The organism is Pseudomonas leptonychotis, from assembly GCF_004920405.1.
Taxonomy (GTDB): Bacteria; Pseudomonadota; Gammaproteobacteria; order Pseudomonadales; family Pseudomonadaceae; genus Aquipseudomonas; species Aquipseudomonas leptonychotis.
In genome coordinates this window covers 762715-787405 of the sequence record NZ_RFLV01000001.1, presented here as the reverse complement: position 1 = coordinate 787405, position 24691 = coordinate 762715, and the positions used below count along the sequence as shown (strand labels likewise).

The window sequence follows — 24691 nt, the reverse complement described above, 5'->3', positions numbered from 1 at the left end:
GCCCAACCAGGCGGGCGAAGAAAAGGCGCTACCATCGCCAGAATGAAGGACACGCAAAAAAGGGAAGCCTGCAGGCTTCCCTTTTTTGTTGCCGGCTAATGGCCCTTTTGAGTGGCTGCAGTGTGGTCGGCCACGCTGCAGGGGTCGGCATGCACCAACACTTCGGCGCGCGGAAATTCACTGCGAATTGCGGCCTCTACCTGTTCACACAACCCGTGCGCCTCCAGCAGGCGCAGCTCTCCCGGCAGCTCCACATGCAGTTGTACGAACCAGTGGGTGCCGGACAGCCGCGTGCGTAAGTCATGCACACCCAACACGCCGGGCACGGCGCAGGCCAGGCTGTGCATCTGTGTGCTGATCTGTGGGTCGAGTTCTTGATCCATCAACACGGTCGCGGCTTCACGGACGATGTTGATGGCGCTCCAGAAGATATAAAACGCAATGCCGATGCCAAAGATGGCGTCCAGTTGCGGCCAGCCGTAACTGGCCAGCAGCAGCGCGAGGAGGATGCTGCTGTTGAGCAGCAGGTCCGAACGGTAGTGCAGCGAGTCGGCGCGAATCGCCGTGGAGCCGGTTAGCTTCACCACATGACCCTGAAACCGCAGCAGGGCAATGGTCACGGCCAGTGACAGCAGCATCACCGCAATACCCAACGCGGGTGCGCCAATCGGCTCGGGGTGCAGTAGACGATCGATGGCGTGGCTACCCACTAACAGGGCGCTGGCACCAATAAACAGTGCCTGGCCTAGGCCTGCAAGGGCTTCGGCTTTGCCATGGCCGTAACGGTGATCCTCGTCAGCCGGGCGCAAAGCGTAGTGCACCGCGAGCAGGTTGAGCAGCGACGCGGCGCTGTCGAGCAGTGAGTCGGTGAGCCCCGCCAGCAGGCTGACCGAGCCGCTCAGCCACCAGGCGATGGCTTTTGCTAGCACCAAACACAAGGCCACCGCGAGTGCGGCGACCGTGGCTAGTCGCATCAGTCGTGCGTGCTGAGGCAGCACATCCATGCTCTGTTACGCCGCCGGGCGCAGGCCGAAAGCGGCTAGTTGCTCGGCGCTACCGCTGTGCTGGATCAGGCGCGGGTCATCGAGCGGCAAGCTGTGGCCGGTCTGCACTTCGATCAGGGCTTTCAACTTGGCCGGATCGACATTGCCGTCGGCATCCACTACTTGCTTGAGGTCTTGCGGGTCGATCTGGGCGGTCTGGCCATCGGGCAGGTAGATTGCGCCGGTGGCGAAGTCGATGCCGAAGGCGATCAGGCCAGGGATCACGTAAAAGAGAATGCCGATGGCATTCAACCCGGCCACGAGCGGATCGATACGGCCTTCGATCTGGCCACGGCGATCCGGGAAAAATAGCGTACCGCAGGCGGTCAGCTGGGTGAGCAGGGCGGCGGCGAGAATAGCGCCGATAACGCGGTGAGGTGTACGCATTGGGCATCTCCTAAAAAGTGGCGCAACTATACCAATCCAATGATTGCAATACCGCTTCTAAACTGCGCTTACGGGGTCGGTTTACTCGCTGACGATTAGCCTGTGGGTCAACCTTTAGCGGTTATTCCCGTTGCTCATCGCGCCACCTTTTTTCTTCAGCGCGCTCGATCGTCAGCAGACTCTCAGACAGCGCGAATGCCGGGTGGGTTCGCCGCTATAATCGGCCACCCGATTGGAGCGCTCATGACTTCCCTGCCTATTGATGGTCTTTTGCCGGCGTTGTGCCAGGCCTTGGTCAGCCGTGACGAGGCGGTGCTCGAAGCGCCGCCCGGCGCAGGTAAAACCACCCGCGTACCGTTGGCCTTGCTCACGCAGCCGTGGCTGGCGGGGCAGAGCATCATCATGCTGGAGCCGCGCCGTCTGGCGGCACGCGCGGCCGCCGAGCGCTTGGCCTTTGAGTTGGGCGAAACGGTGGGGGAAACCGTCGGCTATCGCATCCGCCTGGACAGCAAGGTCGGCCCGCGCACTCGGATAGAGGTCGTGACCGAAGGCATCCTTGCCCGCCGCCTGCAGGACGATCCGGCGCTGGAAGGCGTTGGTCTGGTCATCTTCGATGAGTTTCATGAGCGCAGTTTAGACGCTGATCTGGCCCTGGCCCTGTGCCTGAATGGGCGGGCGATGTTCCGGGCGGCCGACAGTGGCGAGCTGCCGCTCAAGGTACTGCTGATGTCTGCGACCCTGCAGGGTGAACGCTTGGCCGCCTTGCTGGGCGATGCGCCGGTGCTGCGCAGTGAGGGCCGCATGTTCGCGGTGGAACAGCGTTGGGGTGCGCCGTTTCAAGTGGGTGAGTGGTTGGAGCCACGCGTGGTGCAAACGGTGCTGCAGGCGCTGGACGACGAACCGGGCAGCCTGTTGGTGTTTCTGCCGGGGCAGGCGGAAATTCGGCGGGTTAATGAGCAACTCAGTGATGCCCTGAACGGACGTCGCGACATTCTGCTGTGCCCGCTGCATGGCGAGCTGGATCTCAATGCCCAGCGTGCGGCCATCGATCCGGCGCCGGCGGGGCTGCGCAAGGTGGTACTGGCGACCAATATCGCTGAGACCAGCCTGACCATTGACGGTGTGCGTGTGGTGGTTGATGCCGGCCTGGCGCGGGTGCCGCGTTTCGACCCGAACAGCGGCATGACCCGCCTCGATACGCAGCGCATTTCACGCGCCTCGGCTACTCAGCGCGCGGGTCGCGCCGGGCGTTTGCAGCCCGGCGCCTGCTACCGGCTGTGGTCGCAGGCGCAACACGAACAGCTGGCGGCTTATGGTACGGCCGAGATGCTCCAGGCTGATCTGGCCGGGCTGGCCCTGCAGCTGGTGCGTTGGGGGGTAACTCCGGATGAGCTGGTTTGGCTTGATCCGCCACCCGCCGCGGCCTATGCCCAGGCGCTGGAGCTGCTGGCGCGGTTGGGTGCGCTGGATGTCCAGGGCACGCTGACGGCACATGGACAGGCGATGGCCGAACTACCGACTCATCCGCGCATCGCTCATCTGCTCTTGCGCGGCCACGAGTTGGGATTGGGCGAGCTGGCTTGTGATCTGGCAGCGCTGCTTGGGGAGCGCGATATTGTGCGCGGCGGCGGGGCTGATCTGCACAGTCGCTTGGCCTTACTCAACGGCGAAGTGCGTGGCGCTCGTGGCGCTCAGGGTGGAGTGCAGCGCGCGCGGCAACTGGCGCGGCAGTTTCAGGGCTACCTCAAGCGGCGCGCGGTGCTGGCGCCGGTTGCCGACCCACAACATGGCCGCTGGCTGGGCGCGCTGCTGGCCTTTGCTTACCCGGACCGGATCGCCCAGCAACGCCGTGAAGGTGGTGCGGAGTACCGTTTAGCCAATGGTCGTGCGGCGTTGTTCGCCGAGGCCGATGCCCTGATGAAACATAGCTGGTTGGTGGTGGCCGATCTCGGCAGCCGTCAAGGCCAGCGCGAGGAGCGTATCTACCTGGCCGCCGACCTTGATCCGGCGCTGTTCGATGGCGTCTTGGCCGAGCAGGTGAGCAGCTTGGAGGTGCTGGATTGGGACGAGCGTGAGGGCGCGCTGCGTGCCGAACGCCAGCGCAAGGTCGGCGAGCTGGTGCTGGCGCGTGAAGCCCTCAGCGGCTTGAGTGAGCAACAACGCAGCTGCGCCTTACTCGGCCTGGTGCGGCGCAAGGGTTTGGCGCTGCTGCCCTGGACCCCGGAGTCGCGCCAGTGGCAGGCGCGAGTGGGCCTGCTGCGCGAGCTGGATCTGGCCGCCAAGGGGGCGAGCGAGTGGCCAGATGTCAGCGACGCGGCCTTGCTGGCCAGCCTCGAACAATGGCTACAGCCTTACCTGAGCAACGTCACCCGGCTCAGTCACTTCGCCAATCTGGAGCTGAACGGTCTGTTGCAGAATTTGCTGCCCTGGCCGTTACCGCCGCGCCTGGACGAGCTGGCTCCGCGCAGCCTGCAGGTGCCGTCCGGTTCGCGCATCGGCCTGGATTACAGTGAGCAGCCGCCGGTGCTGGCGGTGCGCTTGCAGGAGTTGTTCGGTTTGGCTGATACACCGCGCATTGCCGGCGGCCGCCAAGTGCTCAAACTGCATCTACTGTCACCGGGCAGGCGTCCCGTGCAGGTGACCCAGGACCTGGCCAGCTTTTGGGCCAACACCTACCTGGATGTGAAGAAGGATCTTAAGGGTCGCTATCCCAAGCACTATTGGCCAGATGACCCATTGATCGCCGAGCCCACTGCGCGGATCAAACCGCGCAAATGAGAGGGCTTAGTGCGGTTTTTTCGGTTTTCGACAGAGGGATATGCGTAGGATTAAAATTATCAATAAAGAATATATTGAGGCATGTTTACTTCGCCACGAAGTTCAGCCAACCCTCTTGGAGAAGTGCTTTGATGTCTATGTCGAACGTTTTATTCGGCACCTCATGAGCTATGGCATAGGTTTTGTTATCTTCATCTACGTCGCCCAGACTTAAATCGATAGTGCGTTTTTCCTGCCATTCCTTATCGCTATCCTTGAGTAAAACAACTTTAGGACGCAACTTGCTGTTCTTATTCGACTCAATCACTACGCCTACCTCGCCATTTGTTAACACAACGATGGACCCCGGCGGATACACACCTATGCAGCGGATGAACTCTATCGTCAGGTCGGTGTCAAAGTGGCTATTACGACTGTTGTAAATAATTTCAAGCGCCTCCATTGAGGCGCGGCCAGTGTCATACACACGGCTACTGGTGATGGCATCGTAGGTGTCAACAATGGCTACTAGCTTGGCGTAATAAGGAATCTGGTGGGCTTGTAGCGCACGCGGGTAACCGGTGCCATCCACTCGTTCGTGATGGCTGTAGGCGACGTCAATCGTGTAATGTTCAGATGATGCGGAGGTCATCAATAAGTTGCGCCCGAAATTAGGGTGTTGCCTGACTAGGGCGCGTTCATCAGCGTCCAGCGGGCCTGGCTTATTGAGGATTTCGACAGGTATTTTTGCTTTACCAATGTCATGTAGTAGTCCAGCAAGACCAATTTTACGTATCTCGGCCTCATCATGCCCCAAATGCCGGGCGAAGGCCGCTGATAAAATACAGACGTTTAGCGAGTGTTCAGCGGTGTACTCATCTTGGTTTTTCAGCTTGGTTAGCCACACTAGCGCGTCATCATTACGCAGTAAGCTGTCGACTACGTCATCGACCGTATTACGCGCCTGATTCATATCGAGCATACGACCAATACGTAGGTCTTCCATGATGTTCTTGGCCACAGTCTTAGCTGAGCTGTAGCTGTCTCGAGCCACCTGCATTTCCTGGCCGGAGCTGATCTTGTTGATGTAGATCGTGCGCGTCTGTTCTGTGGGCTTACCAGATTGTTTCGTAGGCTTGTCTTGTATGGCGCTGGATTTGTTAACTTGAGCGCCCATTGTTCGGCTTAGCAGACCCGACTTCTCCGTCCTTGATTCGAGCGAAACATCTACTGTGTGCTCAATCCCTTCCACATACACGAATGTGCACTGTCGCTGCAGTGACTCTATTTCATCCTGACGTTGGATGATGAACCCTTGGATCAGGAAGTCAGTTTCTAACCAAGGTCTATCTAGTTCTATTACGTGCATGCCTAAGACCAGCTCATTGACCGGCACGGGTTTGCGTGTGAGGACTTTCCTTGTCCCTGTGGGGTGGCTGCTCATTTGTATTCGCGCCTATTAAATAGCAGGCCTATTTAGTGTGTGGGCCGAATGAGGCCCCTACAAGCCATTGATCAATCAGTCTAATGCAAACTGGCATTTCAGGATGATCCATGAAAGGTAGGTCTACGCGATTGTTAGAAACTAAGGTCAGCTAGAAAACGGCTATACCAACGGTCTGGTATCGTTAAATTGGATGATACGTTGGAACGGCTATGATGACTTCCTCTCTTGCGCAGTTTACGGACATGACGTTTCTACTGGCGTGACGAAGCCCGAGCCTATCTCAAGGCAGGCGCAAGTCCTCACCGGCTGCCTGCAACTCGGCATAGGCTCTATCCAGCGCATCACGCAGCGCTTCGGCGCCGGGCGCTTTACTGGAAACGATCAGTTTGAGCGGTATGCGTTGCAGCTGAATAAACGGTAACTCAGGCATGCCCAGGCGTTTGCGCGCCAGCTCCACCGGGGTTTGGTAATCGAGCAGGAAGTCGGCGCGGTGGCGTTGAAGCATTTCCAGAGCCGCGGTGTGGGTGCCCGTGCGGTGTTGTTGCACTGCCAATAACGGGTCGTCGAGCATCTGATTGATCGAGTGCCAGTAGGTGTAACCGTTGATCATGATCACCCCGCGGCCTTTGAGGTCCTCAGGTAGGCGCGGCATCAGGGTGTCACGCCGGAAATACAGGTTGAGCACGATTTCGCCCAGCTGCGTGCGGGTTTCTAAGGTGTGTTCGCGCAGTTCGGTTTTGCCTGGCGCCCCCGGCCAGATTTGTACGCTGCCATCTTGCAGTGCGTTGTACAGCCGCGCGCTGGGGTAAGAGCGTAATTCGGCGCGGTAACCGGCGTGTTCCAGCAGGCGCTTACTCAGCTGCAGGATGGCGCCTTGCGGCTGGCCTCGGCTGTCCGTGTAGGAGTAGGGCGGAAATTCGTAATAGCCGACATGCACCGAGGGACGTAGATCATCGGCGGAGGCGGCGAGGCTGTTGCTGCAGTACAGAACTGCAGCCAGTGCTAGGTACAGGAGTCTTGGCATCAAATGGGTTCGTACTGCGGCTATCTGCCGTCTTTTCGTTATAAAAATGTCACATTCGTGAGCATGGCTAATTGCCAGCAGCTTTGTCTAGAGGATTACTGAAAAAGCCTAGTCGAGGCCGACAGATGCAGGCGGTTCAGCGCTGGTAAATGGTCAGCAGATGCTAAGGGCATTGGGCCGTTACCTGGCCATCGAGGCGTGTCGCTGCTGCGCAAATGGGGTTGTTTGTGGAGGGGGCTGGTTGCTTGCGTAATAGCGGAGTGGGGCATGTGGGCAATACGAGATTTCTACGTAGGCCGGGTTACTAAGGGCTGAACTATGCTGAAGCAACAGCCCGCAATGTGCTGTGGTGCCGAGGCGCGTAACGCCTTTCGGGTAACTCAGGAGGTCGCATGAATACGGTAATAATTGCGCAACGTAGCCCCTATGCCGTTACGGTTACCGCCGGTAAGGACTACTTCTGGTGCCGTTGTGGTCGCAGCGCCTCGCAACCGTTCTGTGATGGTCAGCATAAAGGCAGTGTTTTCACCCCACTGAAATACCACGCAGAGGAGGATGCCACCCTGTACTTCTGTGGCTGCAAGCACACGCAAACACCACCTTGTTGCGATGGCAGCCATAACAGGTTGTAGTAACGGCTTTTGCAGTAACGGGGTCGAGGGCAGTTTATGTACCGCAAGGTGTTCGCCAACAAGGTATTCGACCGCAAGGTTGTGGTGATTACGGGTGGCTGTGCCGGCATCGGCCGAGCATTGGCCATACGTCTGGCGCAGGCGGGCGCGCGCCTGGTGATTTTCGACCTTGAGCAACAGGCCCTCGACAGTCTAGTGCAACACTTGGCGGATCATCACAACGCCGAAGCCTTGGGCGTTTTGTGTGATGTGGCCGATGCGGGTGCAGTTGAACGGGCGATGGCGCTGACCGTTGAACGGTTCGGCGGTATCGATGTGCTGGTTAATAACGCAGGTATTACCCATCGCAGCAGCTTTGCCGATACCGAGTTGACGGTGTTTCAGCGGATCATGGCGGTTAACTATTTTGGCGCGCTGCATTGCACCAAGGCCGCGCTACCCAGCCTGATCGCCCGCAGTGGGCAGATCATCGTACTCAGCTCGCTGTCAGGTTTTGCCCCGTTGCTCTACCGCAGCGCCTATAACGCGAGCAAGCATGCCCTGCATGGGCTGTTTGAAACCCTGCGTTATGAACTGAAGGGCTCTGGGGTCAACGTGATGCTGGTGTGCCCCGGCTTTACCGCTACGGACTTGCGTAAGAATGCTCTGGTTGGCGATGGTGCTGTGGCTGCTCAGCCGCCGTTGGCAATGGGCACGGTCGCGTCACCGCAGGATGTTGCGGAGGCTATCTACAATGGCGCGCTAAAACGCCGGCGCCTGCTGGTGTTGTCGAATGTTGACTGGCGTGCTCGCGTGTTGGCGCGGTTTTTCCCGCGGGTGTTTGAGCGTGTGCTGTTACCGCGACTGTCCGGTTTGAAGCCGCAGCGTGCAGGGCGTTCTTGATGCGCGGTGCATGGCTCGGCTTACGGCTGTAGCTGTGTGGTCCGCTGAAGGCTGCAGAGCCGGCTGTGCTAAAGGTCATGACTCAGGCCCTGGCGCAGATACAGGCCGAGGGTTGGATAGCCAAGGCCGCGCAGCGTTATCAGTCCGCCACGACTTGAGTGTCAGCGTCTTCAGGCCTTAATGCTCTTGCGGCTCGATATACACCTCGTAGACCATTTCCAGGTCCCAGAACGCCGCCTCGATCTTGTGTCCGTCCAGGTCGCGGACAAAGCAGCCGTAATAGGGTTCGCCATATTCCGCACGCGGGCCGGGTGCGCCTTCACCCTTAGCTCCGGCCTCTAATGCTGCCTGGTAGAAGTCATGCACAGCGGCTTTGTTGGGCGCGACGAAGCCAAAATGGCTGCCGTTACCAATGCTCGCGGGTTGCCCGTTGATTGGCGTTTGCACCCAGAATTCTGGGTATTCGCGGCCGTAAGCGACTGCGCCGGGATGCGCCAGTATGCGCTTGCAACCCAGGGTGGTGAGCACCTGATCGTAGAAGGCCGTGGCCTTGTCGAACTGATTGGTGCCGATGGAAATATGCGAAAGGATGCTGGGGTTGGCGTCAGCCATGGGCCTGTCCTCCTTGGATTGTTGCTGGCGTTCATTCGACGTCGGGCTGGGTGCTGCGCAGGATAAAAAGACGGAATAGCACGACACTGGAGAATAGTTGTAAAAAGCGACTGGCGCAGTCCAGCAACAGACTGGCCAGGGCGTTGTCGGCGAAGGCCGCGCTGGACTGGCTCCAGCCATCGAGCAGCCACAGCGGTAGCATGACAATCAGGATGCAACCGAGCATGGGCCAGAAATAACCGCTGCTGATCTCGAAGCTTTCATGCAGCGCCTTCAGTGGGCTGAGGCCGCGCAGTACCAGCAGGTATTCGGCAAATGCCAGCTTGACCATCAGCCATAGCCCCGGCAGCACAAATAGTGAGGCGCCGAGCAAAATCGCCAGGGTATTGAGGCTTGCCAGCAGGGCAAAACTTGGCCAGAGGCGCAGGCTGGCAGCGAGCAGATCGCGGGCGCGCGGCTGCAGGCCCTGGCTGCGTGCATCGAGAAACAGGATCAGCGCAGCGCTGTACAGCGGGTAGAACAGCAGGCCGGCGAGCAAGCGCCAGAGCGTGGCGGATTCGGCGGCTACCAGGCTGGTGACCTGCTGCAGCAACAGGCCTTCGAGCACGATCAGCGGCAAGCACAGGCGTGCAATCGCCACCAGGTTGTGGCTGAAGAAGTACCAGGAGTCACGCAGGGCGGAAAACATATTCATGGGGTAAGTCGGACTCGAACTCAGGCTCGCACTCTAGCAGGCCGTTCCCAATAACGCGCCAAACAGATCCGCACTGCTAAGCACCTCGGCATATTCATCACGCAAGTTAGCCATGGCCATGGCATGCACCTCATCGGCACTGCGCAGTTGCCCGTGATAGTCAGTTTTATCGAAGGTGTAGCAAGCATCCGCCACCACTTGGGTGATAAAGCCCAGGCAGCTGGCGCTGCGGGCGGTGGCTTCGACCGAATTCTCACTGGCCACCCCGGCTATGACCACGCGACGAATAGTACGGGCATGTAGCCAGCGCTCAAGGCCACTGTGGGTAAAGGCGTCGGTCACGTTCTTTTCGAATACCTGTTCGGTAGGCCATGGCGCCAGTGCTGGTTGGAATAGCGCGCCACGTTGCCCTGGGGCAAACACCGAGTCGGCCTGGCGTGAAATATGACGGATATGTACCACTGGCCAGCCCGCACTGCGCCAGTATTCCAGCAGCTGAGCGATGCAAACTTCGGCGCCTGGGTTGTTGCGCGGCGTGCTAACGCGCTGGATGCCTTGCTGCATATCGATGATCAGCAGTGCGGGCGTCTCGTTCGGGTGTGGATGCATTTCGACCGTCCTTGGCTGTGGGCTGGCATACTGCGCGCTGACTTTAACCTGAGGGCTTTCTGCCCGTCAGCCGCATGATGAGGATTACCGGTGAAGAAGATCGCCGTATTCGCCGATGTACAGAACCTCTATTACACCGTGCGTCAGGCCTATGGTTGTCATTTCAACTACGCCGCGCTGTGGGCCGATATCAGCCAGCATGGGCAGATTGTCGAAGCGTACGCGTATGCCATCGACCGCGGCGATCAGAAGCAGCAACAGTTTCAGCAGATCCTGCGCAACCTCGGTTTTACCGTGAAGCTCAAACCCTTTATCCAGCGCAGCGATGGCTCGGCGAAGGGCGATTGGGACGTGGGTATTACCATCGATATCATGGATGTCGCCTCGCGGGTCGATGAGGTGGTGCTGGCCTCGGGCGATGGTGACTTTGACCTGCTGCTGGAGAAAATTCGCAGCAGCCATGGGGTTGAGGCTGTCGCCTATGGTGTGCCGGGGCTGACCGCGCAATCGTTGGTGCGCGCCGCCAGCCGTTATGTACCGATTGAAGGCAGCTTGTTGCTGAGAAACTAATCAATGCTTGCAGATTCCATCGCCGTACTCGACTTTGAAACCACTGGCATGTCGCCGGCCCAGCAAGCACGCGCCACTGAAATTGGTGTGGTGATCGTCGAGGATGGTCGAATCGTCGCGCGCTACCAAAGCTTAATGAACAGCGGAGCCTGGGTGCCGCCGTTTATTGAACAGCTCACCGGTATCAGCAATGCCATGTTGCGTACGGCTCCGCCCGCTGCGCAGGTGATGCAGGAGGTGGCAGAGTTCGTCGGCGAGCGTCCGCTGCTGGCGCATAACGCCAGTTTCGACCAGAAGTTCTGGGACGCCGAATTGGCGCTGATCAGCCGTCAGCGCGTGCAGCCATTTGCTTGCTCCTTATTGTTATCGCGCCGTCTGCTGCCGCTGGCGCCTAGCCATAAACTGGGCAACCTCAACCGTTGGGCTGGTTTGCCGGACACCGGCAAGGCGCACCGGGCTTTGGCCGATGCGGAAATGGCGGCCAACTTGACCTGCTTTATGGCGACGCTGCTGCGCGAGCGCCATGGCATTGCTGAGATTTCCCACGAGTTGCTCTGCACCCTGCAGCGGGTGCCTGCAGCCAAGATGGCGCAGGCATTACAGAACCTTCGCGAGCACAACTTCAGCAGGGCTTAGAGCCTAGGTCTTTGTTCCTTAGCACCTTGTTACACCTGCGCGCCAAGCTGCGCGCACGGTTCGATTAAGCTGGCTCGGCGCTTATCCCAGCGTCTTTTCTCGGCAGAGGCAGCAAGCATGTTCGGTTTGTTTAAAAACGATCCCGCGAAGAAGTTACGCAAGCAATACAGCGCCAAGTTGGAAGAAGCCATGCAGGCTCAGCGCAGTGGCGATATCCGCAGTTACGCCACGCTGAGCGAGGAAGCGCAGGCGTTGTGGGTGCAACTGGAGCCGCTGGAACGCGACAAGGTCTGATGAGGGCGGCGGTAAAATAAAAAGGCTGCCTATGGGCAGCCTTTTGCGTTCTGGCATGACTCAGTTGTGCGCTAATTTTTGCTCAAACTGAGCAAGCATCTTCTGCGCATGAGCCACTTCCAAGGCCTCCATGGCGTTGATTGGTTTGATCGCCACAGCGCGCTTGAGGTGTTGCAGGGCTTTGGCCTGTTCATCGTCGCCGTACACATAGGTCAGGGCGTTGGCGTATTCGTAATGACCGATCGGCAGGTTGTCCTGGGCTTTGAAGCTGCGGCTGAAATACGTCTCCATATTGTCCGCACTGACGCCGTAGGTCATGCGCCCGACCATTTTGCCGACCTTGCGGATAACGCCGGCTTCATAACCGCCATATAAGGCCAGGGCGAATGGCTGCTGTGGATGTTTGGCGAGCAGCGTCTTGAGTTCATCAGGGATTTGCGAGGTATAACCGCGCTTGAGCACGACCGGCACCGACAGTTCTTCGCCCAGGCGCGCCTTGGCGTATACCCGACCGAATTGCGCCACGGTATCGGCTTGCACCAGTTCGCCGGCCTGGTCGGTGTAGCTGATCACCTCTTCCAGCAGCTTGTGCTTCTCAGCCTGGTCGGGCACCAGAAACATGGCGTAGACCACTTGGGCGAACATCGCCGGAACTTGCCCACCCACGCCCAAGGCCAGGCCTTGTTGTTTGGCCTCAGCGAAATCCCCACGAAACATCAAGCGCCACACGTCTTGCAGTTTGGCCGCGTAGACCTCGGCTTCTTCCGGTTTGCCGGTAAAGCCGGTATTGGCCATTACGGTTTTTTCCAGCGCCTGAGGGTGGCTGGTGGCCATGGTCACCACCCAGTCGGTGTCGGGGAAGGGGTAGTCGGTGCCAAATCCTCGGGTCAGTTGAGGCCAAGCCTGTCGCAGTTTATCGCCCGAATAGTCGTAGGTGCTTTGGTCGTAGGGGAAAGGTTGCCAGTTGTCGGCGGCGATTGCGCTGAAGCTGCAGGCGGCAAGTAAGGCAATAAATGTGCGGCGCATGGCGATGACCTGATTGTTGTAAGTATGCGTCGATCATAGAGGGCTGCCGCCCGCGTCCCACCCATCCAAGGATGAGTTGCGCGGCTTTTCAGTTCTGCGGCTGCGATCCCGCGCCGACCTTAAGCATGGCTGTCCTTGTGTTGGAACTGGCGGCGGTACTGGTTGGGGGACAGTTCCGTGTGCTGACGAAACAGGCGGGCGAAGAAGCTGGCATCGTCGTAACCCACCTCATAGCTGATGGTTTTGATGCTTTTGCGGGTGGCGCTGAGCAGGCCTTTGGCGGTTTCGATGCGCAGTCGCTGCAGGTAGTGCAGCGGCTTATCACCGGTGGCCGTCTGGAAGCGGCGCATAAAGTTGCGGATGCTCATGCCGTGTTCGCGGGCGACATCCTCGAAACGGAATTTGTCCGCGAAGTGGTCTTCCAGCCACTGCTGGATCTGTAGGACCGTCATGTCGTGGTGCAGCTTCTGTCCGCCAAACCCGATGCGTCCGGGGGCGTAATTGCGCTGCACTTCATAAAGGATATCGCGGGCTACGCCTTGGGCCACGTTGGCCCCGCAGAAGCGTTCGATCAAATAGATGTACAGGTCGCAGGCTGAGGTGGTGCCGCCGGCGCAATACAGGTTGTCGGCATCGGACAGGTGCTTCTCTTGGTTAAGCAACACCTTGGGGAAGCGCTCGGTGAATTCGTTGAAGAAGCGCCAGTAAGTAGTCGCTTCCTTGCCGTCGAGTAGGCCGGCCTGGGCCATCCAGAAAACCCCGGTGGCTTCACCGCAGATCGCGCTGCCGGCGGCGTGACGCTGTTTCAGCCAACTGAGCACCTGTGGATGGCGCTGGCAGAGAGCGTCGAAGTCATCCCAAAACGCCGGCAGGATGATGACGTCGGCATCCCCCAGCGCGCCATCAACCGGGATCAACACATCGCTGAAACTGCGTACGGGTTGTCCGTCCGGGCTGACCAGGAGAATCTCGAATGTCGGGGTCAGGCCCAAGCCCTGCTGCTTGCCGAAGCGCAGGCTGGCCATGTGGAAGAAGTCCTTGGCTTGCATCAGGGTGGAGGCGAACACGCCTTCGGTGGCAAGAATACTGACGCGGCGCAGCGGCGCGGATGACTGAATAGACATAGATACTGTTCTTGTTAAGGCTAAGTGGTCATGAGTTGGCTGGATCGTCTTATTTATTGGCGCTTGTGTCCAGTGTAACCAAGCGTTTGCTTGGCTAAAGTCGAGGCCACTTTTAAATCGCCCTATTCAGCAGGTGTTGCCATGATCCCCAGAACGATTTTCAGCTCCGAGCACGAGCAGTTTCGCGACAGCGTACGCAAGTTTCTTGAGCAGGAAGCCGTGCCTTTTCATGCGCAATGGGAGAAGGACGGCCACATCGATCGTGCGTTGTGGAGCAAGGCGGGAGAGGCCGGCATGCTCTGCTCGCATATCCCGGAAGAGTACGGCGGCATGGCGGCGGACTTTCTTTACAGCACCGTGGTGATTGAGGAAGTAGGTCGTCTTGGTCTCACCGGCATCGGCTTCTCCCTGCACTCCGACATCGTTGCGCCTTACATCCTGCATTACGGTTCTGAGGCGCTGAAGCTCAAGTATTTGCCCAAGCTGGTCTCCGGAGAAATGGTCACCGCCATCGCGATGACCGAGCCGGGTGCAGGCTCCGATCTGCAGGGCGTTAAAACCACTGCGGTGCTAGACGGCGACGAGTATGTGATCAACGGCTCGAAGACCTTTATCACCAACGGCTTTCTCGCTGATCTGGTAATTGTGGTGGCCAAGACTGACCCGAAAGCCGGCGCCAAGGGCACCAGCCTGTTTCTCGTCGAAGCCAATACACCAGGCTTCTCCAAAGGCAAGCGCCTGGAGAAAGTCGGCATGAAGGCGCAAGACACCTCCGAGCTGTTCTTTCAAGACGTACGCGTACCCAAGGAAAACCTGCTGGGGCAGGCTGGCATGGGCTTCGCCTACCTGATGCAGGAGCTGCCACAGGAGCGTCTGACCGTCGGTATCGGTGCCTTGTCCTCGGCCGAGGCGGCGCTGCAGTGGACGCTGGAGTACACCCGTGAGCGCAAAGCGTTCGGCAAGCCGATTGGCGATTTCCAGAACACCCGCTTCAAGCTGGCGGAAATGGCCACCGAAATTCAGATCGGCCGGGTATTTGTCGATCGCTGCCTGGAGCTGCACCTTGAGGGTAAGCTGGATGTGCCGACGGCCGCGATGCTCAAGTACTGGGGCACCGACCTGCAGTGCAAGGTGCTCGATGAGTGCGTGCAGCTGCACGGCGGCTACGGCTATATGTGGGAGTACCCGGTGGCGCGGGCCTGGGCGGATGCACGGGTGCAGCGCATTTATGCCGGTACCAACGAGATCATGAAAGAGATCATCGCGCGCTCGTTGTGATTCGCGGCTGATCAAAAAGCCCGGCTATTGCCGGGCTTTTTGTTGGGCTCTATCTGTTAGGGGGCGGGGTTGGGTTGGGTTTTATGGATGGCCTCGATTGCGCTCAATACCTCTGCGCTCAGCGTGAGTTCGCTGCTGGCCAGGTTGCTATCGAGTTGCTCCATGGTCGTCGCGCCAATGATATTGCTGGTGACAAAAGGTTGCGCAGTTACAAACGCCAAGGCCATTTGCACCGGGTCCAGGCCATGTTCGCGCGCCAGGGCGACGTAGCGTGCACAGGCGCTTTCTGTCTCCGGGTTGGTGTAGCGGGTAAAACGGCTGAACAGGCTGATGCGCGCATTAGCCGGGCGGGCGCCGTTTGCGTACTTGCCGGAAAGCATGCCGAAAGCCAGTGGTGAGTAAGCCAGCAGCCCGCATTGCTCGCGAATGGCGATTTCTGCCAGGCCCACTTCGAAACTGCGGTTAAGTAGGTTGTAGGGGTTCTGGATCGATACGCTGCGTGGCCAGCCGCGTTGCTCGGCCAGTTGCAGGAATTTCATGGTACCCCAGGGGGTTTCATTGGACAGGCCGATGTGGCGAATTTTGCCGGCTTTGACCTGCTCATCGAGCGCTTCAAGGGTTTCTTCTAACGGCGTGAAGTCGCTGTCTTGATGGTGGTAGCCGAGCTGACCGAAATAATTGGTGGGGCGCTCCGGCCAATGCAGCTGATAGAGGTCGATCCAATCGGTTTGCAGGCGTTTGAGGCTGGCATCCAGGGCTGCAGCTATGTGTTCGCGGTTGTGCTTGAGCTGGCCGCCGCGGATATAGCCGATGCCATTGCCGGGTCCGGCAATTTTGCTGGCTAGCACCCAATCGGCGCGATCACCACGCTGCTTGAAATAGTCACCAATGATCTGTTCGGTCTTGCTGTAGGTTTCGGCGCGTGGTGGTACCGGGTACATCTCGGCCGTATCGAGGAAATTTACCCCATAAGATTTGGCGCGCTCAATCTGTGCCATGCCTTCTTGAGCGTTGTTTTGCTCGCCCCAGGTCATGCTGCCAAGGCAGATGCTGCTGACCTTAATGTCTGTGCGACCAAGTCGGCGGTAATCCATTAAATGCTCCTTTTATGGTGGGGTTGCACAATCGTGTTGATATTTTTCACATAATCTGGATAATTGCGCACCTCTTTCTGCAGTGGAAGTGATGCGCCGCTTGCCGAAGAATCTTGCCGTATTACGGACGCGCTGACCCGAGCCCCCGATAGCGCCTGTTTTCGGCTGCCTTTGACTTGTCAAAGTACGCACTATTCAGTAAGATCCGCCGTCTTAATTATCAGGGCGGCCCCTGAGGCTATAAAGAATGAAAACTTTTACTGCTAAACCGGAAACAGTTCAGCGCGACTGGTTCGTCGTCGACGCTGCAGGTCAGACCCTGGGTCGTCTGGCCACCGAAATCGCGAGTCGTCTGCGTGGCAAGCACAAGCCTGAGTACACTCCGCACGTTGATACCGGTGATTACATCGTTGTCATCAATGCTGAGCAGATTCGCGTTACTGGTGCTAAGACCACTGACAAGATGTACTACTCCCACTCCGGTTTCCCGGGCGGCATCAAGTCGATCAACTTCGAAAAGCTGATCGCTAAAGCCCCTGAGCGCGTGATCGAGACCGCGGTTAAAGGCATGCTGCCTAAGAACCCGCTGGGTCGCGACATGTACCGTAAGCTGAAAGTCTATGCGGGCGCTGCACACCCACATACTGCTCAGCAGCCCCAAGAACTGAAGTTTTAACGGAATAGTTCATTATGTCGGCGACTCAAAATTACGGCACTGGCCGTCGCAAGACTTCAACCGCTCGCGTTTTCCTGCGTGCGGGTACTGGCAAAATCTCCATCAACAACCGCACTCTTGACGGTTTCTTCGGTCGCGAAACTGCCCGCATGGTAGTTCGTCAGCCGCTGGAATTGGTTGAGATGACCGAGAAGTTCGATATCTTCGTTACCGTCATCGGTGGCGGCGTAAGTGGTCAAGCTGGCGCAATCCGCCACGGTATCACCCGCGCCCTGATGGACTATGACGAGGCTCTGCGTCCTGCTCTGCGTAAAGCTGGCTTCGTGACTCGCGATGCCCGTGAAGTTGAACGTAAGAAGGTTGGTCTGCGTAAAGCGCGTAAGCGTCCGCAGTACTCCAAGCGTTAATTCGCGACCTGCGTTCAAAAAAAGCCCAGCTTCCTTTCGGAGCTGGGTTTTTTTATGGGTGCTTATTGCTGCTGCGGCATCATGCCGCATCCTTGGATGCCCTGATTTGTAAGGGGTTACGTCCGCTCTGCACGGGTAATTACCTTGTCAGTAGAGGGGGTTTTCTTTACCATTTGGCAAACTTTTTGCGCGACTCGATTTTTACCAAGTATAGGCCTGACCAACAGGCCATAAAGCTGATGGGAGACGACTGAATGAGCAATGACGGCGTGAATGCAGGCCGGCGTCGCTTTCTGGTAGCGGCCACCTCTGTGGTGGGCGCTGCAGGAGCGGTGGGTGCCGCGGTCCCGTTCGTGGGGTCCTGGTTCCCTAGTGCCAAGGCTAAAGCTGCCGGAGCACCCGTTAAGGTGAACGTCAGCAAAATTGAGCCTGGTCAGCAGATGGTTGCTGAGTGGCGGGGGCAGCCGGTGTTTATCGTGCGCCGTACCGAGGAAATTCTCAGCAACTTGGTGAAAATCGAGGGTCAGCTGGCTGACTTCGACTCCAAGGCGTCCGAGCAGCCGAGCTATGTCGATCCGAAAACCCGTTCGATCAAGCCGGAAGTGCTGCTGCTGGTAGGGCTGTGCACGCACTTGGGTTGCGCGCCGTCCTTCCGTCCAGAAGTCGCGCCTGCTGATTTGGGTGCCGAGTGGGTCGGGGGTTATTTCTGCCCGTGCCACGGTTCGCGCTATGACCTCGCTGGTCGCGTGTACAAGGCCCAGCCTGCGCCCTTGAACCTGCCGGTGCCGCCGCACACGTACGAGTCGGATGATGTGATCATCATCGGTGTGGATCAGGAGCAAGCATGATGAGTAAATTCATGGAATGGGTCGATGCACGCTTTCCCGCGACCAAGATGTGGGAAGACCATCTATCCAAGTACTACGCCCCAAAGAACTTCAACTTCTTCTACTTCTTCGGCTCGCTGGCACTGCTGGTGCTGGTTAATCAGATCGTCACTGGCGTCTGGCTGACCATGAGCTATACGCCGTCGGCGGAAGAGGCCTTTGCTTCAGTCGAATACATCATGCGTGATGTGGAGTACGGCTGGATCTTGCGCTACATGCATTCCACTGGTGCTTCGGCGTTCTTTGTTGTGGTCTATCTGCATATGTTCCGCGGTCTGCTCTACGGCTCTTACCAGAAGCCACGTGAGCTGGTGTGGATCTTCGGCATGCTGATCTACCTGATGCTGATGGCTGAGGCCTTTATGGGTTACCTGCTGCCGTGGGGGCAGATGTCGTACTGGGGTGCCCAGGTGATCATCTCGCTGTTCGGTGCCATCCCGGTGATCGGTGCGGACCTGACGCAGTGGATTCGTGGTGACTACCTGATTTCGGGTATTACCCTGAACCGTTTCTTCGCCTTGCACGTTGTCGCGCTGCCGATCGTTATTCTCGGTCTGGTGGTGCTGCACATCCTGGCGCTGCATGAAGTCGGCTCGAATAACCCTGACGGCGTTGATATCAAGAAAAAGAAAGACGAGAACGGCATCCCGCTCGACGGCATCGCTTTCCATCCGTACTACACGGTGAAAGACATCGTCGGTGTCGTGGTGTTCCTGTTTATCTTCTGCTTCGTGATCTTCTTCTTCCCGGAAATGGGTGGTTATTTCCTCGAGAAGCCTAACTTCGAAGTCGCTAACTCCTTTAAGACCCCAGAGCACATTGCCCCGGTGTGGTACTTCACGCCGTTCTACGCAATTTTGCGTGCGGTGCCGGACAAGCTGCTCGGCGTAATTGCCATGGGCGCTGCAATTGCTGTGTTGTTCGTCTTGCCTTGGCTCGATCGTAGCCCGGTTAAATCCATGCGCTACAAAGGTTGGATGAGCAAGATCTGGTTGCTGGTGTTCTGCGTATCCTTCGTGATTCTTGGTGTGTTGGGGGTTCTGGCTCCTACCCCGGGTCGTACGCTGCTGTCGCAGGTGTGTACCTTCCTGTACTTCGCGTACTTCATCCTGATGCCGTTCTACACCAGGATGGAAAAAACCAAACCGGTTCCGGAAAGGGTGACGGGCTGATGAAAAAGCTATTTGCTGCGTTTGTTATGGCTGCGTTGCCAGCCTTCGCGTTTGCCAGCGGTGCCGGTGTTCACTTGGATAAAGTGGACATCGACCTGACCGATAAAGCAGCCATGCAGGATGGTGCGCGTACGTTCGCCAACTACTGCATGGGCTGCCATAGCGCCAAGTTTCAGCGCTATGAGCGGGTGGCGGATGACTTGGGTATCCCCCATGACGTCATGCTGGACAATCTGGTGTTCAACGACGCCAAGATTGGCGAGCACATGAAAATCGGCATGCAGCCGGCCGACGCTAAAAACTGGTTCGGTGCAGCTCCGCCTGACCTAACGTTGGTGGCCCGTGTGCGAGGTAATGACTGGCTGTACACCTACTTGCGTACCTTCTATGAAGATACCGCGCGTCCATTGGGGGCCAATAACAAGGTCTTCCCGAATGTGGGTATGCCGAACGTGTTGGTCGGCCTGCAGGGGCGTCAGTACATCGGTTGTAAGCAGGTGCAGGTGGTTGAAGACGGCAAGAAGCTGTTTGATCCGCTGACCGGTACGCCGATCACGCATGAAGCGTGTGATCAGCTGGTGGTTGAGCCTAAGACGGGTCAATTGAGTGCTGAAGAGTTCGACGAGAAGATCCAGAACTTGGTGACCTTCCTGGCGTACTCGGCCAATCCGGTTAAATTGAAAAGTCAGCGCATCGGCACCTACGTTCTGCTGTATCTTGCCTTCTTCTTTGTATTCGCCTATCTGCTCAAGCGTGAATACTGGAAGGACGTGCATTAATTCTTTGCATCTCCGCTGTTGACCTGCGCGCCCCTCTGGGCGCGCAGGTCTTTCTGCTTCACATAACTTTATAAGCGAGGAGGACCGCCATGGGCGTGACCAATCGGTTGGCCTGTTACTCCGACCCCGCCGACCACTATTCCCACCGCGTACGTATTGTGCTCGCCGAGAAGGGTGTCAGCGCCGAGATCATCAGTGTCGAAAAAGGCCGTTATCCGGCCAAGCTGCTGGAGGTTAACCCCTACGCCAGCCTGCCGACATTGGTGGATCGCGATTTGGCTCTGTATGAGTCAACTGTGGTGATGGAATACCTGGATGAGCGTTACCCGCATCCGCCGCTGTTGCCGGTCTATCCGGTGGCGCGTGCCAATAGTCGTCTGCTGATTCACCGCATCCAGCGTGACTGGTGCGCGCAGGTAGATCTGATTCTAGATCCGCGTAGCAAAGAGCCAGCCCGTGTGGTGGCGCGCAAAGAGCTGCGCGAGAGCCTTACGGGCGTTTCGCCGCTATTTGCCGATAAGCCGTATTTCCTCAGTGAGGAATTGAGTCTGGTGGACTGCTGCCTGCTGCCGATTCTTTGGCGTTTACCGATTCTGGGGATAGAGTTGCCAAAGCCGGCTAAGCCGTTGCTGGACTACATGGATCGTCAGTTTGCACGTGAAGCGTTCCAGGCCAGTTTGTCGCCTGTTGAACGTGATATGCGTTAATCCGAGGAGGTCGTGATGAAGTCGAGTCGTCCTTATCTGGTTCGAGCCCTCTATGAGTGGATCGTGGACAACGACTGCACCCCGCACTTGCTGGTTAATGCCGAGTTCGCCGGTGTGCAGGTACCTACCGGGTTTGCCAGTGATGGGCAAATTGTTCTGAACGTTTCGCCGACGGCGGTGCGGCATCTGCATATGGACAACGAGGCGGTCAGCTTTGAGGGGCGCTTTGCCGGGGTTCCACAAAGCTTGTATATCCCCGCAGCTGCCGTGTTGGCGATCTATGCGCGGGAGAATGGACAAGGCATGGTATTTGAGGCGGAATCGTCGATGCTCGATGGTGACGAGATCGAAGATCCGGATGAGCAGAGCCCGCCTGATGACGAGCCTCCACGCCCGAGTGGTAGGCCCAGTTTGAAAGTGGTCAAATAAACAAAAAGGCGATCCGAGGATCGCCTTTTTGTTGTCTGTCATTCGGGTAGCTAGCTGCTTTTGAGCTTTTCCGGGTTAGTTGCTGTACTGGAACAGCTTTACCACTTTCTGCACGCCCGAGACGCTTTGCACCAGGTTGGTGGCGTGGGTGGCTTCAGCTTGCGAAACCAGGCCGAGCATAAACACTACGCCGTTCTCGGTGATCACTTTGATGCGTGAGCCCGGCACGCTGCTGTCTGCAAGCATCTGCGTCTTGATGCGGCTGGTTAGCAGTGAATCGTTGCTACGCACCAATAGCGAGGTCGGCGGCAGCACTTGCAGTTCGTTGTGCACCTTGCGGACATTATTGACCTTGCGTGCCGCCTGTTCGGCCATGCCTTTCAAGTCATTGCGCGGGGTTTGCCCGGCAAGTAGAACCACGCCGTTGTAGCTGGTGACCACGATATGCGAAGTCGGGCTGGTCAGGTCGATATGGGCGCGGGCTACGTTGGAGCTGACTTCCGGAGCAATAAACTGGTCGTCGATCTTGTTGCCGACGCTGCGGTTGCCGCAGCCGGCCAGTGCAAGGGTCAGTGCCAGGCCGGCAAGTAGCAGTGGTGAGCGGGTCATTCTTCACTCCCAAACAGTTGGTTGTCGATCAAGTCGCATAGGCAGTGGATGGCCAGCAGGTGGACCTCCTGAACGCGTGCAGTGACTTTGGAGGGCACGCGGATTTCTACGTCTTCCGGTAGCAGCAGTGACGCCATGCCGCCGCCATCGCGACCAGTAAGGGCAACTACGGTCATCTCGCGGTCGTGAGCGGCCTGGATAGCCTGGATCACGTTGGCGGAGTTACCGCTGGTAGAAATCGCCAGAAGCACGTCGCCCGGTTGGCCAAGTGCGCGAATCTGCTTGGAGAATATCTCGTTGTAGCTGTAGTCGTTGGCGATCGAGGTGATGGTCGAGCTGTCGGTGGTCAGGGCGATAGCCGGCAGGCTAGGGCGCTCGCGCTCGAAGCGATTGAGCAGCTCGGAAGAAAAGTGCTGGGCATCGCCAGCTGAGCCGCCATTGCCGCAGGTAAGGATTTTGCCCTCGTTGAGCAGGGCATTAACCATGGCCAGGCTGCCTTGCTCGATAAAGGGAATGAGCACTTCCATGGCCTGCTGTTTGGTTTCAATGCTGGCTTGGAACAAGTGGCGAATACGGGCTTGCATATCCATTGGAGATATAACCTTCAGTGTGGCGTCTGTTCAGGTATCAAAGGCGTTTTGAATCCAGTCCAGTTGCGCGGGGGCTTGGCTGTCGGCGGTTATGGCAATCACATCAAAGCGGCATGGGTACTTGGCCCAGCGTGATTCTTGTTGCAGGAAGTGCTGAGCGGCGCGGCTGAGTTTCTCACGTTTACGTGCATCTACACTTTCCGCTGCACCGCCCCAGGCGCTATGGCGCCTATAGCGAACTTCTACGAATACTACTGTATCGGCATCGAGCATGACCAGATCGAGCTCGCCGAGGCGGCAGCGCCAGTTCTGTGCCAGCAGGTGCAGGCCTTGCTGTTCGAGATGCTGCCGCGCCAACGCTTCGGCAGCATCGCCGCGTTGTTGGGTGCTGATGCGCTCGGTCAATTGATACTGTCGGGTAGTGGTTGGACCTGGCCGTCACGGAATTCAGCCCAGGGCAATTGCCGCTCGATACGCTGCATGGGGTTCATGCTGAGCGTGCCTGACAGGCCTTGCAGGCGAGTGTCGGGCAGCGCTTTCAGTTGGTTCAGGCGCGGGGCCAGTTGGTAGGCATCTGCGCCCATCGCGTAAAGGCGCCCGAGGCTGCCGGCGGCTTGCGGCCATTGCGTGGTGGCCTGCTGGCGCAGTGGGTCGTTGACGTTTAACAACCAAGGTGTTTCGCAGAACATGATGCCGTTGAGGTCGATGTACTGCGCCTGGTTGTACGTACCGGTAAACAGGTGCGAAGTGGCGTACACCGGGACATCACCAGCGTACTGAAAGGCCAGGGTCGGCTTGATCTGCTGGGCTTGTTGCGGTGTAGCGGCCAAGAAGATGAAGTCAACGTCACGACGGCGCGACGGCGCGGCAGCCACTGAGCTGCCCAGGGTGTTTTGCAGGCGCTTGCTGCGCGCTTCGCTTTGGCGCAGCTGGAATAGGTCGGCGATTTGTTGCGCGAGCTCAACGGGTTGGTCGACATGTTCGGCGGCGATCAGTGTGCCGCCCTGGGCTTGCCAGTCCTGGCGGAAGGCGGCGAGCACGCGATCGCCCCACTCGCCGGCGGGTACCAGTGCAACGGCACGACGCATGCCGTCAGCCCAGGCACGGCGAGCAACTTCACGTGCTTCATCTTCGGCGGCTAGGCCGAATTGGAACAGTTGTGCTGGGCCTTCTTGGCTGTTTTCGCTGTAGTTGAGTGCGAGCGTCGTGATGGGGAGCTGTTCACGGCTGCTCAGTTGGCTGACCAGGTTCTTCTCCAGGGGGCCAATCACCAATTGCACGCCGGCCGCCTGTGCTTGAGCGTAGAAAGCGTCCATGGAGCCGATGCGTGAGCTGTCAAAGACCTGAATGTTGGGCGGATTTTGCCCCGCTTGCTGCGCTTGATAGTGGGCCGCCAGGAATCCATCACGCAGAGCACGAGCCACGCTGGCTAACTGGCCGTCCAATGGCAATAGCAGGGCAATCTCGTTCAGCGGTTGAGTGGATAATTTCTGCAGTTCGGCCAGCGCTTGCGGTAATTGCTGGGCGGCGGGGTGTTGTGGGTTGGCGGCGAGCCAGGTGTCGATCGCTGTTTGCTGTTGTTCCAATGTGCCGGCGCTCTTGGATACGCGAGCCAGCTCCAGCCAGCCATCAAGGTCAGCGTCACCGCTTGCGTGTAGCTCGCCCATAGGTAGGCTCGAAACCAAGTCCCAGATGGCTTCTTGGTTATGGGTGGCGCTGGCGCCGTTGAGCAGTGGCGCAATAAAGACGCGTTCGCGGGCGGCGGCCAGGGTCTGCCCGGTGGCTTGCAGGGCATTGGCCCGCACCAGCTGGCTGCGTACCTGCTGTTCAACCGGCAACTCGCCGAGGCGCTCCATGCTCGGGTGATTCAGGGCTTGCAGGGCCGCTTTGGGCTTGTTGCGGCCCATATCTAGCTCTGCGCGCAGGGTGCTTGCGTAGATTTGCTGGGCCGGTTTCAGGCTTTCCAGCTGGACCTGCTCAAGAATGCTGCTGGCGCGAGCGAAGTCTTTTTGGGTATAGGCCAGGTTGGCGGCCGACAAGCGCAGTGGCGCGGCCTGCTCGGCTGGGCTTTGCGCTGCTTGCTGCAGCAGCTGTTCGATGCTGGCTTGCGGCGTGCGCGGCAACTCGCCCAGAGTTGAGGAGGGCTGGCTGGCGCAGGCTGCGATCAGGCCGGCAAGGCAGAGGATAGAAAGGGGGCGCAGTTGGGCGATCAGGCGGGTGGGCATGTGGGGCGTTCCTGATACTTGATCAAATTGAGCGTCGAATTGTACCCAAGCCCGCCGGGTGACGCGATGTCGAAGGTTGGAAACGGGCTACAATGCCCGCT

28 protein-coding genes are annotated in these 24691 nt (G+C 58.3%); 14 read left to right on the top strand and 14 right to left on the bottom strand.

Going from position 1 to position 24691, the window contains the following annotated elements; all coding sequences use genetic code 11:
• Positions 1-95: 95 nt before the first annotated feature.
• Together D8779_RS03565 and D8779_RS03560 are read right to left on the bottom strand one after the other, a co-directional pair.
• On the bottom strand, positions 96-1004 hold the full coding sequence (locus tag D8779_RS03565) for a cation diffusion facilitator family transporter (RefSeq protein WP_136663083.1): 909 nt from the start codon (positions 1002-1004) through the stop codon (positions 96-98).
• A gap of 6 nt (positions 1005-1010) precedes the next feature.
• The gene (locus D8779_RS03560; protein ID WP_136663082.1) at positions 1011-1430 is read right to left on the bottom strand and encodes a polyribonucleotide nucleotidyltransferase; all 420 of its coding nucleotides are present in this window, start codon (positions 1428-1430) and stop codon (positions 1011-1013) included.
• A 243-nt stretch (positions 1431-1673) separates the two neighbouring features.
• Here D8779_RS03560 and hrpB point away from each other — a divergent pair, with 243 nt between their 5' ends.
• Complete coding sequence (gene hrpB / locus D8779_RS03555) at positions 1674-4208, top strand: ATP-dependent helicase HrpB (protein WP_136663081.1); 2535 nt, start codon at positions 1674-1676, stop codon at positions 4206-4208.
• Positions 4209-4293: 85 nt separating this feature from the next.
• On the opposite strand, the gene D8779_RS03550 is transcribed toward hrpB, so the two are convergent.
• A complete protein-coding gene (locus D8779_RS03550) occupies positions 4294-5631 on the bottom strand; it encodes a cyclic di-GMP phosphodiesterase (protein WP_136663080.1) in 1338 nt (445 codons plus the stop codon).
• A 283-nt stretch (positions 5632-5914) separates the two neighbouring features.
• The gene (locus D8779_RS03545) at positions 5915-6658 is read right to left on the bottom strand and encodes a substrate-binding periplasmic protein (protein ID WP_136663079.1); all 744 of its coding nucleotides are present in this window, start codon (positions 6656-6658) and stop codon (positions 5915-5917) included.
• Positions 6659-7050: 392 nt separating this feature from the next.
• Here D8779_RS03545 and D8779_RS03540 point away from each other — a divergent pair, with 392 nt between their 5' ends.
• The gene (locus tag D8779_RS03540) at positions 7051-7290 is read left to right on the top strand and encodes a CDGSH iron-sulfur domain-containing protein (protein WP_136663078.1); all 240 of its coding nucleotides are present in this window, start codon (positions 7051-7053) and stop codon (positions 7288-7290) included.
• 36 nt (positions 7291-7326) lie between these two features.
• Positions 7327-8172 carry an SDR family oxidoreductase gene (locus D8779_RS03535; protein ID WP_136663077.1) on the top strand — a complete coding sequence of 282 codons (846 nt, stop codon included), beginning with the start codon at positions 7327-7329 and terminating at the stop codon, positions 8170-8172.
• A gap of 177 nt (positions 8173-8349) precedes the next feature.
• Here the strand turns inward: D8779_RS03535 and D8779_RS03530 are convergent, their stop codons facing one another.
• From D8779_RS03530 to D8779_RS03520, 3 genes are read right to left on the bottom strand one after another with little or no spacing between them, the layout of a single operon-like run.
• A complete protein-coding gene (locus D8779_RS03530) occupies positions 8350-8784 on the bottom strand; it encodes a VOC family protein (RefSeq protein ID WP_136663076.1) in 435 nt (144 codons plus the stop codon).
• A 31-nt stretch (positions 8785-8815) separates the two neighbouring features.
• On the bottom strand, positions 8816-9478 hold the full coding sequence (locus tag D8779_RS03525) for a hypothetical protein (RefSeq protein ID WP_136663075.1): 663 nt from the start codon (positions 9476-9478) through the stop codon (positions 8816-8818).
• Positions 9479-9511: 33 nt separating this feature from the next.
• Entirely contained in the window at positions 9512-10087 is a 576-nt protein-coding gene (locus tag D8779_RS03520) for a cysteine hydrolase family protein (RefSeq protein ID WP_136663074.1), read from the bottom strand.
• A gap of 90 nt (positions 10088-10177) precedes the next feature.
• On the opposite strand from D8779_RS03520, the gene D8779_RS03515 reads away from it, so the two are divergent.
• The 3 genes from D8779_RS03515 to D8779_RS03505 all read left to right on the top strand — a co-directional run bounded on the left by D8779_RS03515 (position 10178) and on the right by D8779_RS03505 (position 11587).
• Positions 10178-10657 (top strand): NYN domain-containing protein, encoded by a 480-nt coding sequence (locus D8779_RS03515; protein WP_136663073.1) that lies wholly within the window; start codon positions 10178-10180, stop codon positions 10655-10657.
• A 3-nt stretch (positions 10658-10660) separates the two neighbouring features.
• Complete coding sequence (locus D8779_RS03510; RefSeq protein WP_136663072.1) at positions 10661-11293, top strand: 3'-5' exonuclease; 633 nt, start codon at positions 10661-10663, stop codon at positions 11291-11293.
• Positions 11294-11410: 117 nt separating this feature from the next.
• Positions 11411-11587 (top strand): DUF6435 family protein, encoded by a 177-nt coding sequence (locus tag D8779_RS03505; RefSeq protein ID WP_136663071.1) that lies wholly within the window; start codon positions 11411-11413, stop codon positions 11585-11587.
• 60 nt (positions 11588-11647) lie between these two features.
• Here D8779_RS03505 and D8779_RS03500 read toward each other — a convergent pair whose 3' ends face one another.
• Positions 11648-12613 carry a hypothetical protein gene (locus tag D8779_RS03500; protein ID WP_136663070.1) on the bottom strand — a complete coding sequence of 322 codons (966 nt, stop codon included), beginning with the start codon at positions 12611-12613 and terminating at the stop codon, positions 11648-11650.
• Positions 12614-12732: 119 nt separating this feature from the next.
• Positions 12733-13638 carry a GlxA family transcriptional regulator gene (locus D8779_RS03495; RefSeq protein WP_205895807.1) on the bottom strand — a complete coding sequence of 302 codons (906 nt, stop codon included), beginning with the start codon at positions 13636-13638 and terminating at the stop codon, positions 12733-12735.
• Between the two features lie 240 nt (positions 13639-13878).
• Between D8779_RS03495 and D8779_RS03490 the strand changes: the two genes are divergently transcribed.
• The gene (locus D8779_RS03490) at positions 13879-15015 is read left to right on the top strand and encodes an acyl-CoA dehydrogenase family protein (protein ID WP_136663068.1); all 1137 of its coding nucleotides are present in this window, start codon (positions 13879-13881) and stop codon (positions 15013-15015) included.
• Positions 15016-15071: 56 nt separating this feature from the next.
• On the opposite strand, the gene D8779_RS03485 is transcribed toward D8779_RS03490, so the two are convergent.
• On the bottom strand, positions 15072-16109 hold the full coding sequence (locus D8779_RS03485; RefSeq protein ID WP_136663067.1) for an NADP(H)-dependent aldo-keto reductase: 1038 nt from the start codon (positions 16107-16109) through the stop codon (positions 15072-15074).
• A 247-nt stretch (positions 16110-16356) separates the two neighbouring features.
• Here D8779_RS03485 and rplM point away from each other — a divergent pair, with 247 nt between their 5' ends.
• The 7 genes from rplM to D8779_RS03450 all read left to right on the top strand — a co-directional run bounded on the left by rplM (position 16357) and on the right by D8779_RS03450 (position 21166).
• Positions 16357-16785, top strand: coding sequence for a 50S ribosomal protein L13 (rplM, locus tag D8779_RS03480; protein WP_095146675.1), 429 nt, complete (start codon positions 16357-16359; stop codon positions 16783-16785).
• A gap of 14 nt (positions 16786-16799) precedes the next feature.
• On the top strand, positions 16800-17192 hold the full coding sequence (gene rpsI / locus D8779_RS03475; RefSeq protein ID WP_136663066.1) for a 30S ribosomal protein S9: 393 nt from the start codon (positions 16800-16802) through the stop codon (positions 17190-17192).
• Positions 17193-17446: 254 nt separating this feature from the next.
• Positions 17447-18040 carry a ubiquinol-cytochrome c reductase iron-sulfur subunit gene (petA, locus tag D8779_RS03470; RefSeq protein WP_136663065.1) on the top strand — a complete coding sequence of 198 codons (594 nt, stop codon included), beginning with the start codon at positions 17447-17449 and terminating at the stop codon, positions 18038-18040.
• Positions 18040-19251 carry a cytochrome b gene (locus tag D8779_RS03465; protein WP_136663064.1) on the top strand — a complete coding sequence of 404 codons (1212 nt, stop codon included), beginning with the start codon at positions 18040-18042 and terminating at the stop codon, positions 19249-19251. Before petA ends, D8779_RS03465 begins: the two co-directional genes overlap by 1 nt.
• Positions 19251-20030: a cytochrome c1 gene (locus D8779_RS03460; RefSeq protein WP_136663063.1), complete on the top strand. Its 780-nt coding sequence runs from the start codon at positions 19251-19253 to the stop codon at positions 20028-20030. The genes D8779_RS03465 and D8779_RS03460 overlap by 1 nt, the downstream gene beginning before the upstream one ends.
• A gap of 89 nt (positions 20031-20119) precedes the next feature.
• Positions 20120-20737 carry a glutathione S-transferase N-terminal domain-containing protein gene (locus D8779_RS03455; RefSeq protein ID WP_136663062.1) on the top strand — a complete coding sequence of 206 codons (618 nt, stop codon included), beginning with the start codon at positions 20120-20122 and terminating at the stop codon, positions 20735-20737.
• A 15-nt stretch (positions 20738-20752) separates the two neighbouring features.
• Positions 20753-21166: a ClpXP protease specificity-enhancing factor gene (locus D8779_RS03450; protein WP_136663061.1), complete on the top strand. Its 414-nt coding sequence runs from the start codon at positions 20753-20755 to the stop codon at positions 21164-21166.
• Positions 21167-21241: 75 nt separating this feature from the next.
• Here the strand turns inward: D8779_RS03450 and D8779_RS03445 are convergent, their stop codons facing one another.
• Genes D8779_RS03445 through D8779_RS03430 form a run of 4 tightly spaced genes read right to left on the bottom strand, consistent with a single transcriptional unit; the run spans position 21242 to position 24578 of the window.
• A complete protein-coding gene (locus D8779_RS03445; protein WP_136663060.1) occupies positions 21242-21775 on the bottom strand; it encodes a BON domain-containing protein in 534 nt (177 codons plus the stop codon).
• Complete coding sequence (locus tag D8779_RS03440; protein ID WP_136663059.1) at positions 21772-22365, bottom strand: phosphoheptose isomerase; 594 nt, start codon at positions 22363-22365, stop codon at positions 21772-21774. The genes D8779_RS03445 and D8779_RS03440 overlap by 4 nt, the downstream gene beginning before the upstream one ends.
• 30 nt (positions 22366-22395) lie before the next feature.
• Positions 22396-22770, bottom strand: a complete 375-nt coding sequence (locus D8779_RS03435) for a YraN family protein (RefSeq protein WP_136663058.1) — start codon at positions 22768-22770, stop codon at positions 22396-22398.
• Positions 22767-24578 carry a penicillin-binding protein activator gene (locus D8779_RS03430; RefSeq protein WP_136664419.1) on the bottom strand — a complete coding sequence of 604 codons (1812 nt, stop codon included), beginning with the start codon at positions 24576-24578 and terminating at the stop codon, positions 22767-22769. Before D8779_RS03430 ends, D8779_RS03435 begins: the two co-directional genes overlap by 4 nt.
• Positions 24579-24691: the final 113 nt, after the last annotated feature.

Coding starts and splice junctions, on each gene's coding strand:
- D8779_RS03550 (WP_136663080.1), bottom strand. CDS start 5,631: ATGAGCAGCCACCCCACAGGGACAAGGAAAGTCCTCACACGCAAACCC.
- rplM (WP_095146675.1), top strand. CDS start 16,357: ATGAAAACTTTTACTGCTAAACCGGAAACAGTTCAGCGCGACTGGTTC.
- D8779_RS03540 (WP_136663078.1), top strand. CDS start 7,051: ATGAATACGGTAATAATTGCGCAACGTAGCCCCTATGCCGTTACGGTT.
- D8779_RS03450 (WP_136663061.1), top strand. CDS start 20,753: ATGAAGTCGAGTCGTCCTTATCTGGTTCGAGCCCTCTATGAGTGGATC.
- D8779_RS03455 (WP_136663062.1), top strand. CDS start 20,120: ATGGGCGTGACCAATCGGTTGGCCTGTTACTCCGACCCCGCCGACCAC.
- D8779_RS03440 (WP_136663059.1), bottom strand. CDS start 22,365: ATGGATATGCAAGCCCGTATTCGCCACTTGTTCCAAGCCAGCATTGAA.
- D8779_RS03505 (WP_136663071.1), top strand. CDS start 11,411: ATGTTCGGTTTGTTTAAAAACGATCCCGCGAAGAAGTTACGCAAGCAA.
- D8779_RS03495 (WP_205895807.1), bottom strand. CDS start 13,638: ATGGCCAGCCTGCGCTTCGGCAAGCAGCAGGGCTTGGGCCTGACCCCG.
- D8779_RS03490 (WP_136663068.1), top strand. CDS start 13,879: ATGATCCCCAGAACGATTTTCAGCTCCGAGCACGAGCAGTTTCGCGAC.
- D8779_RS03565 (WP_136663083.1), bottom strand. CDS start 1,004: ATGGATGTGCTGCCTCAGCACGCACGACTGATGCGACTAGCCACGGTC.
- D8779_RS03510 (WP_136663072.1), top strand. CDS start 10,661: ATGCTTGCAGATTCCATCGCCGTACTCGACTTTGAAACCACTGGCATG.
- D8779_RS03445 (WP_136663060.1), bottom strand. CDS start 21,775: ATGACCCGCTCACCACTGCTACTTGCCGGCCTGGCACTGACCCTTGCA.
- D8779_RS03485 (WP_136663067.1), bottom strand. CDS start 16,109: ATGGATTACCGCCGACTTGGTCGCACAGACATTAAGGTCAGCAGCATC.
- D8779_RS03465 (WP_136663064.1), top strand. CDS start 18,040: ATGAGTAAATTCATGGAATGGGTCGATGCACGCTTTCCCGCGACCAAG.
- D8779_RS03520 (WP_136663074.1), bottom strand. CDS start 10,087: ATGCATCCACACCCGAACGAGACGCCCGCACTGCTGATCATCGATATG.
- D8779_RS03560 (WP_136663082.1), bottom strand. CDS start 1,430: ATGCGTACACCTCACCGCGTTATCGGCGCTATTCTCGCCGCCGCCCTG.
- D8779_RS03545 (WP_136663079.1), bottom strand. CDS start 6,658: ATGCCAAGACTCCTGTACCTAGCACTGGCTGCAGTTCTGTACTGCAGC.
- petA (WP_136663065.1), top strand. CDS start 17,447: ATGAGCAATGACGGCGTGAATGCAGGCCGGCGTCGCTTTCTGGTAGCG.
- D8779_RS03535 (WP_136663077.1), top strand. CDS start 7,327: ATGTACCGCAAGGTGTTCGCCAACAAGGTATTCGACCGCAAGGTTGTG.
- D8779_RS03525 (WP_136663075.1), bottom strand. CDS start 9,478: ATGAATATGTTTTCCGCCCTGCGTGACTCCTGGTACTTCTTCAGCCAC.
- D8779_RS03460 (WP_136663063.1), top strand. CDS start 19,251: ATGAAAAAGCTATTTGCTGCGTTTGTTATGGCTGCGTTGCCAGCCTTC.
- D8779_RS03530 (WP_136663076.1), bottom strand. CDS start 8,784: ATGGCTGACGCCAACCCCAGCATCCTTTCGCATATTTCCATCGGCACC.
- rpsI (WP_136663066.1), top strand. CDS start 16,800: ATGTCGGCGACTCAAAATTACGGCACTGGCCGTCGCAAGACTTCAACC.
- hrpB (WP_136663081.1), top strand. CDS start 1,674: ATGACTTCCCTGCCTATTGATGGTCTTTTGCCGGCGTTGTGCCAGGCC.
- D8779_RS03500 (WP_136663070.1), bottom strand. CDS start 12,613: ATGCGCCGCACATTTATTGCCTTACTTGCCGCCTGCAGCTTCAGCGCA.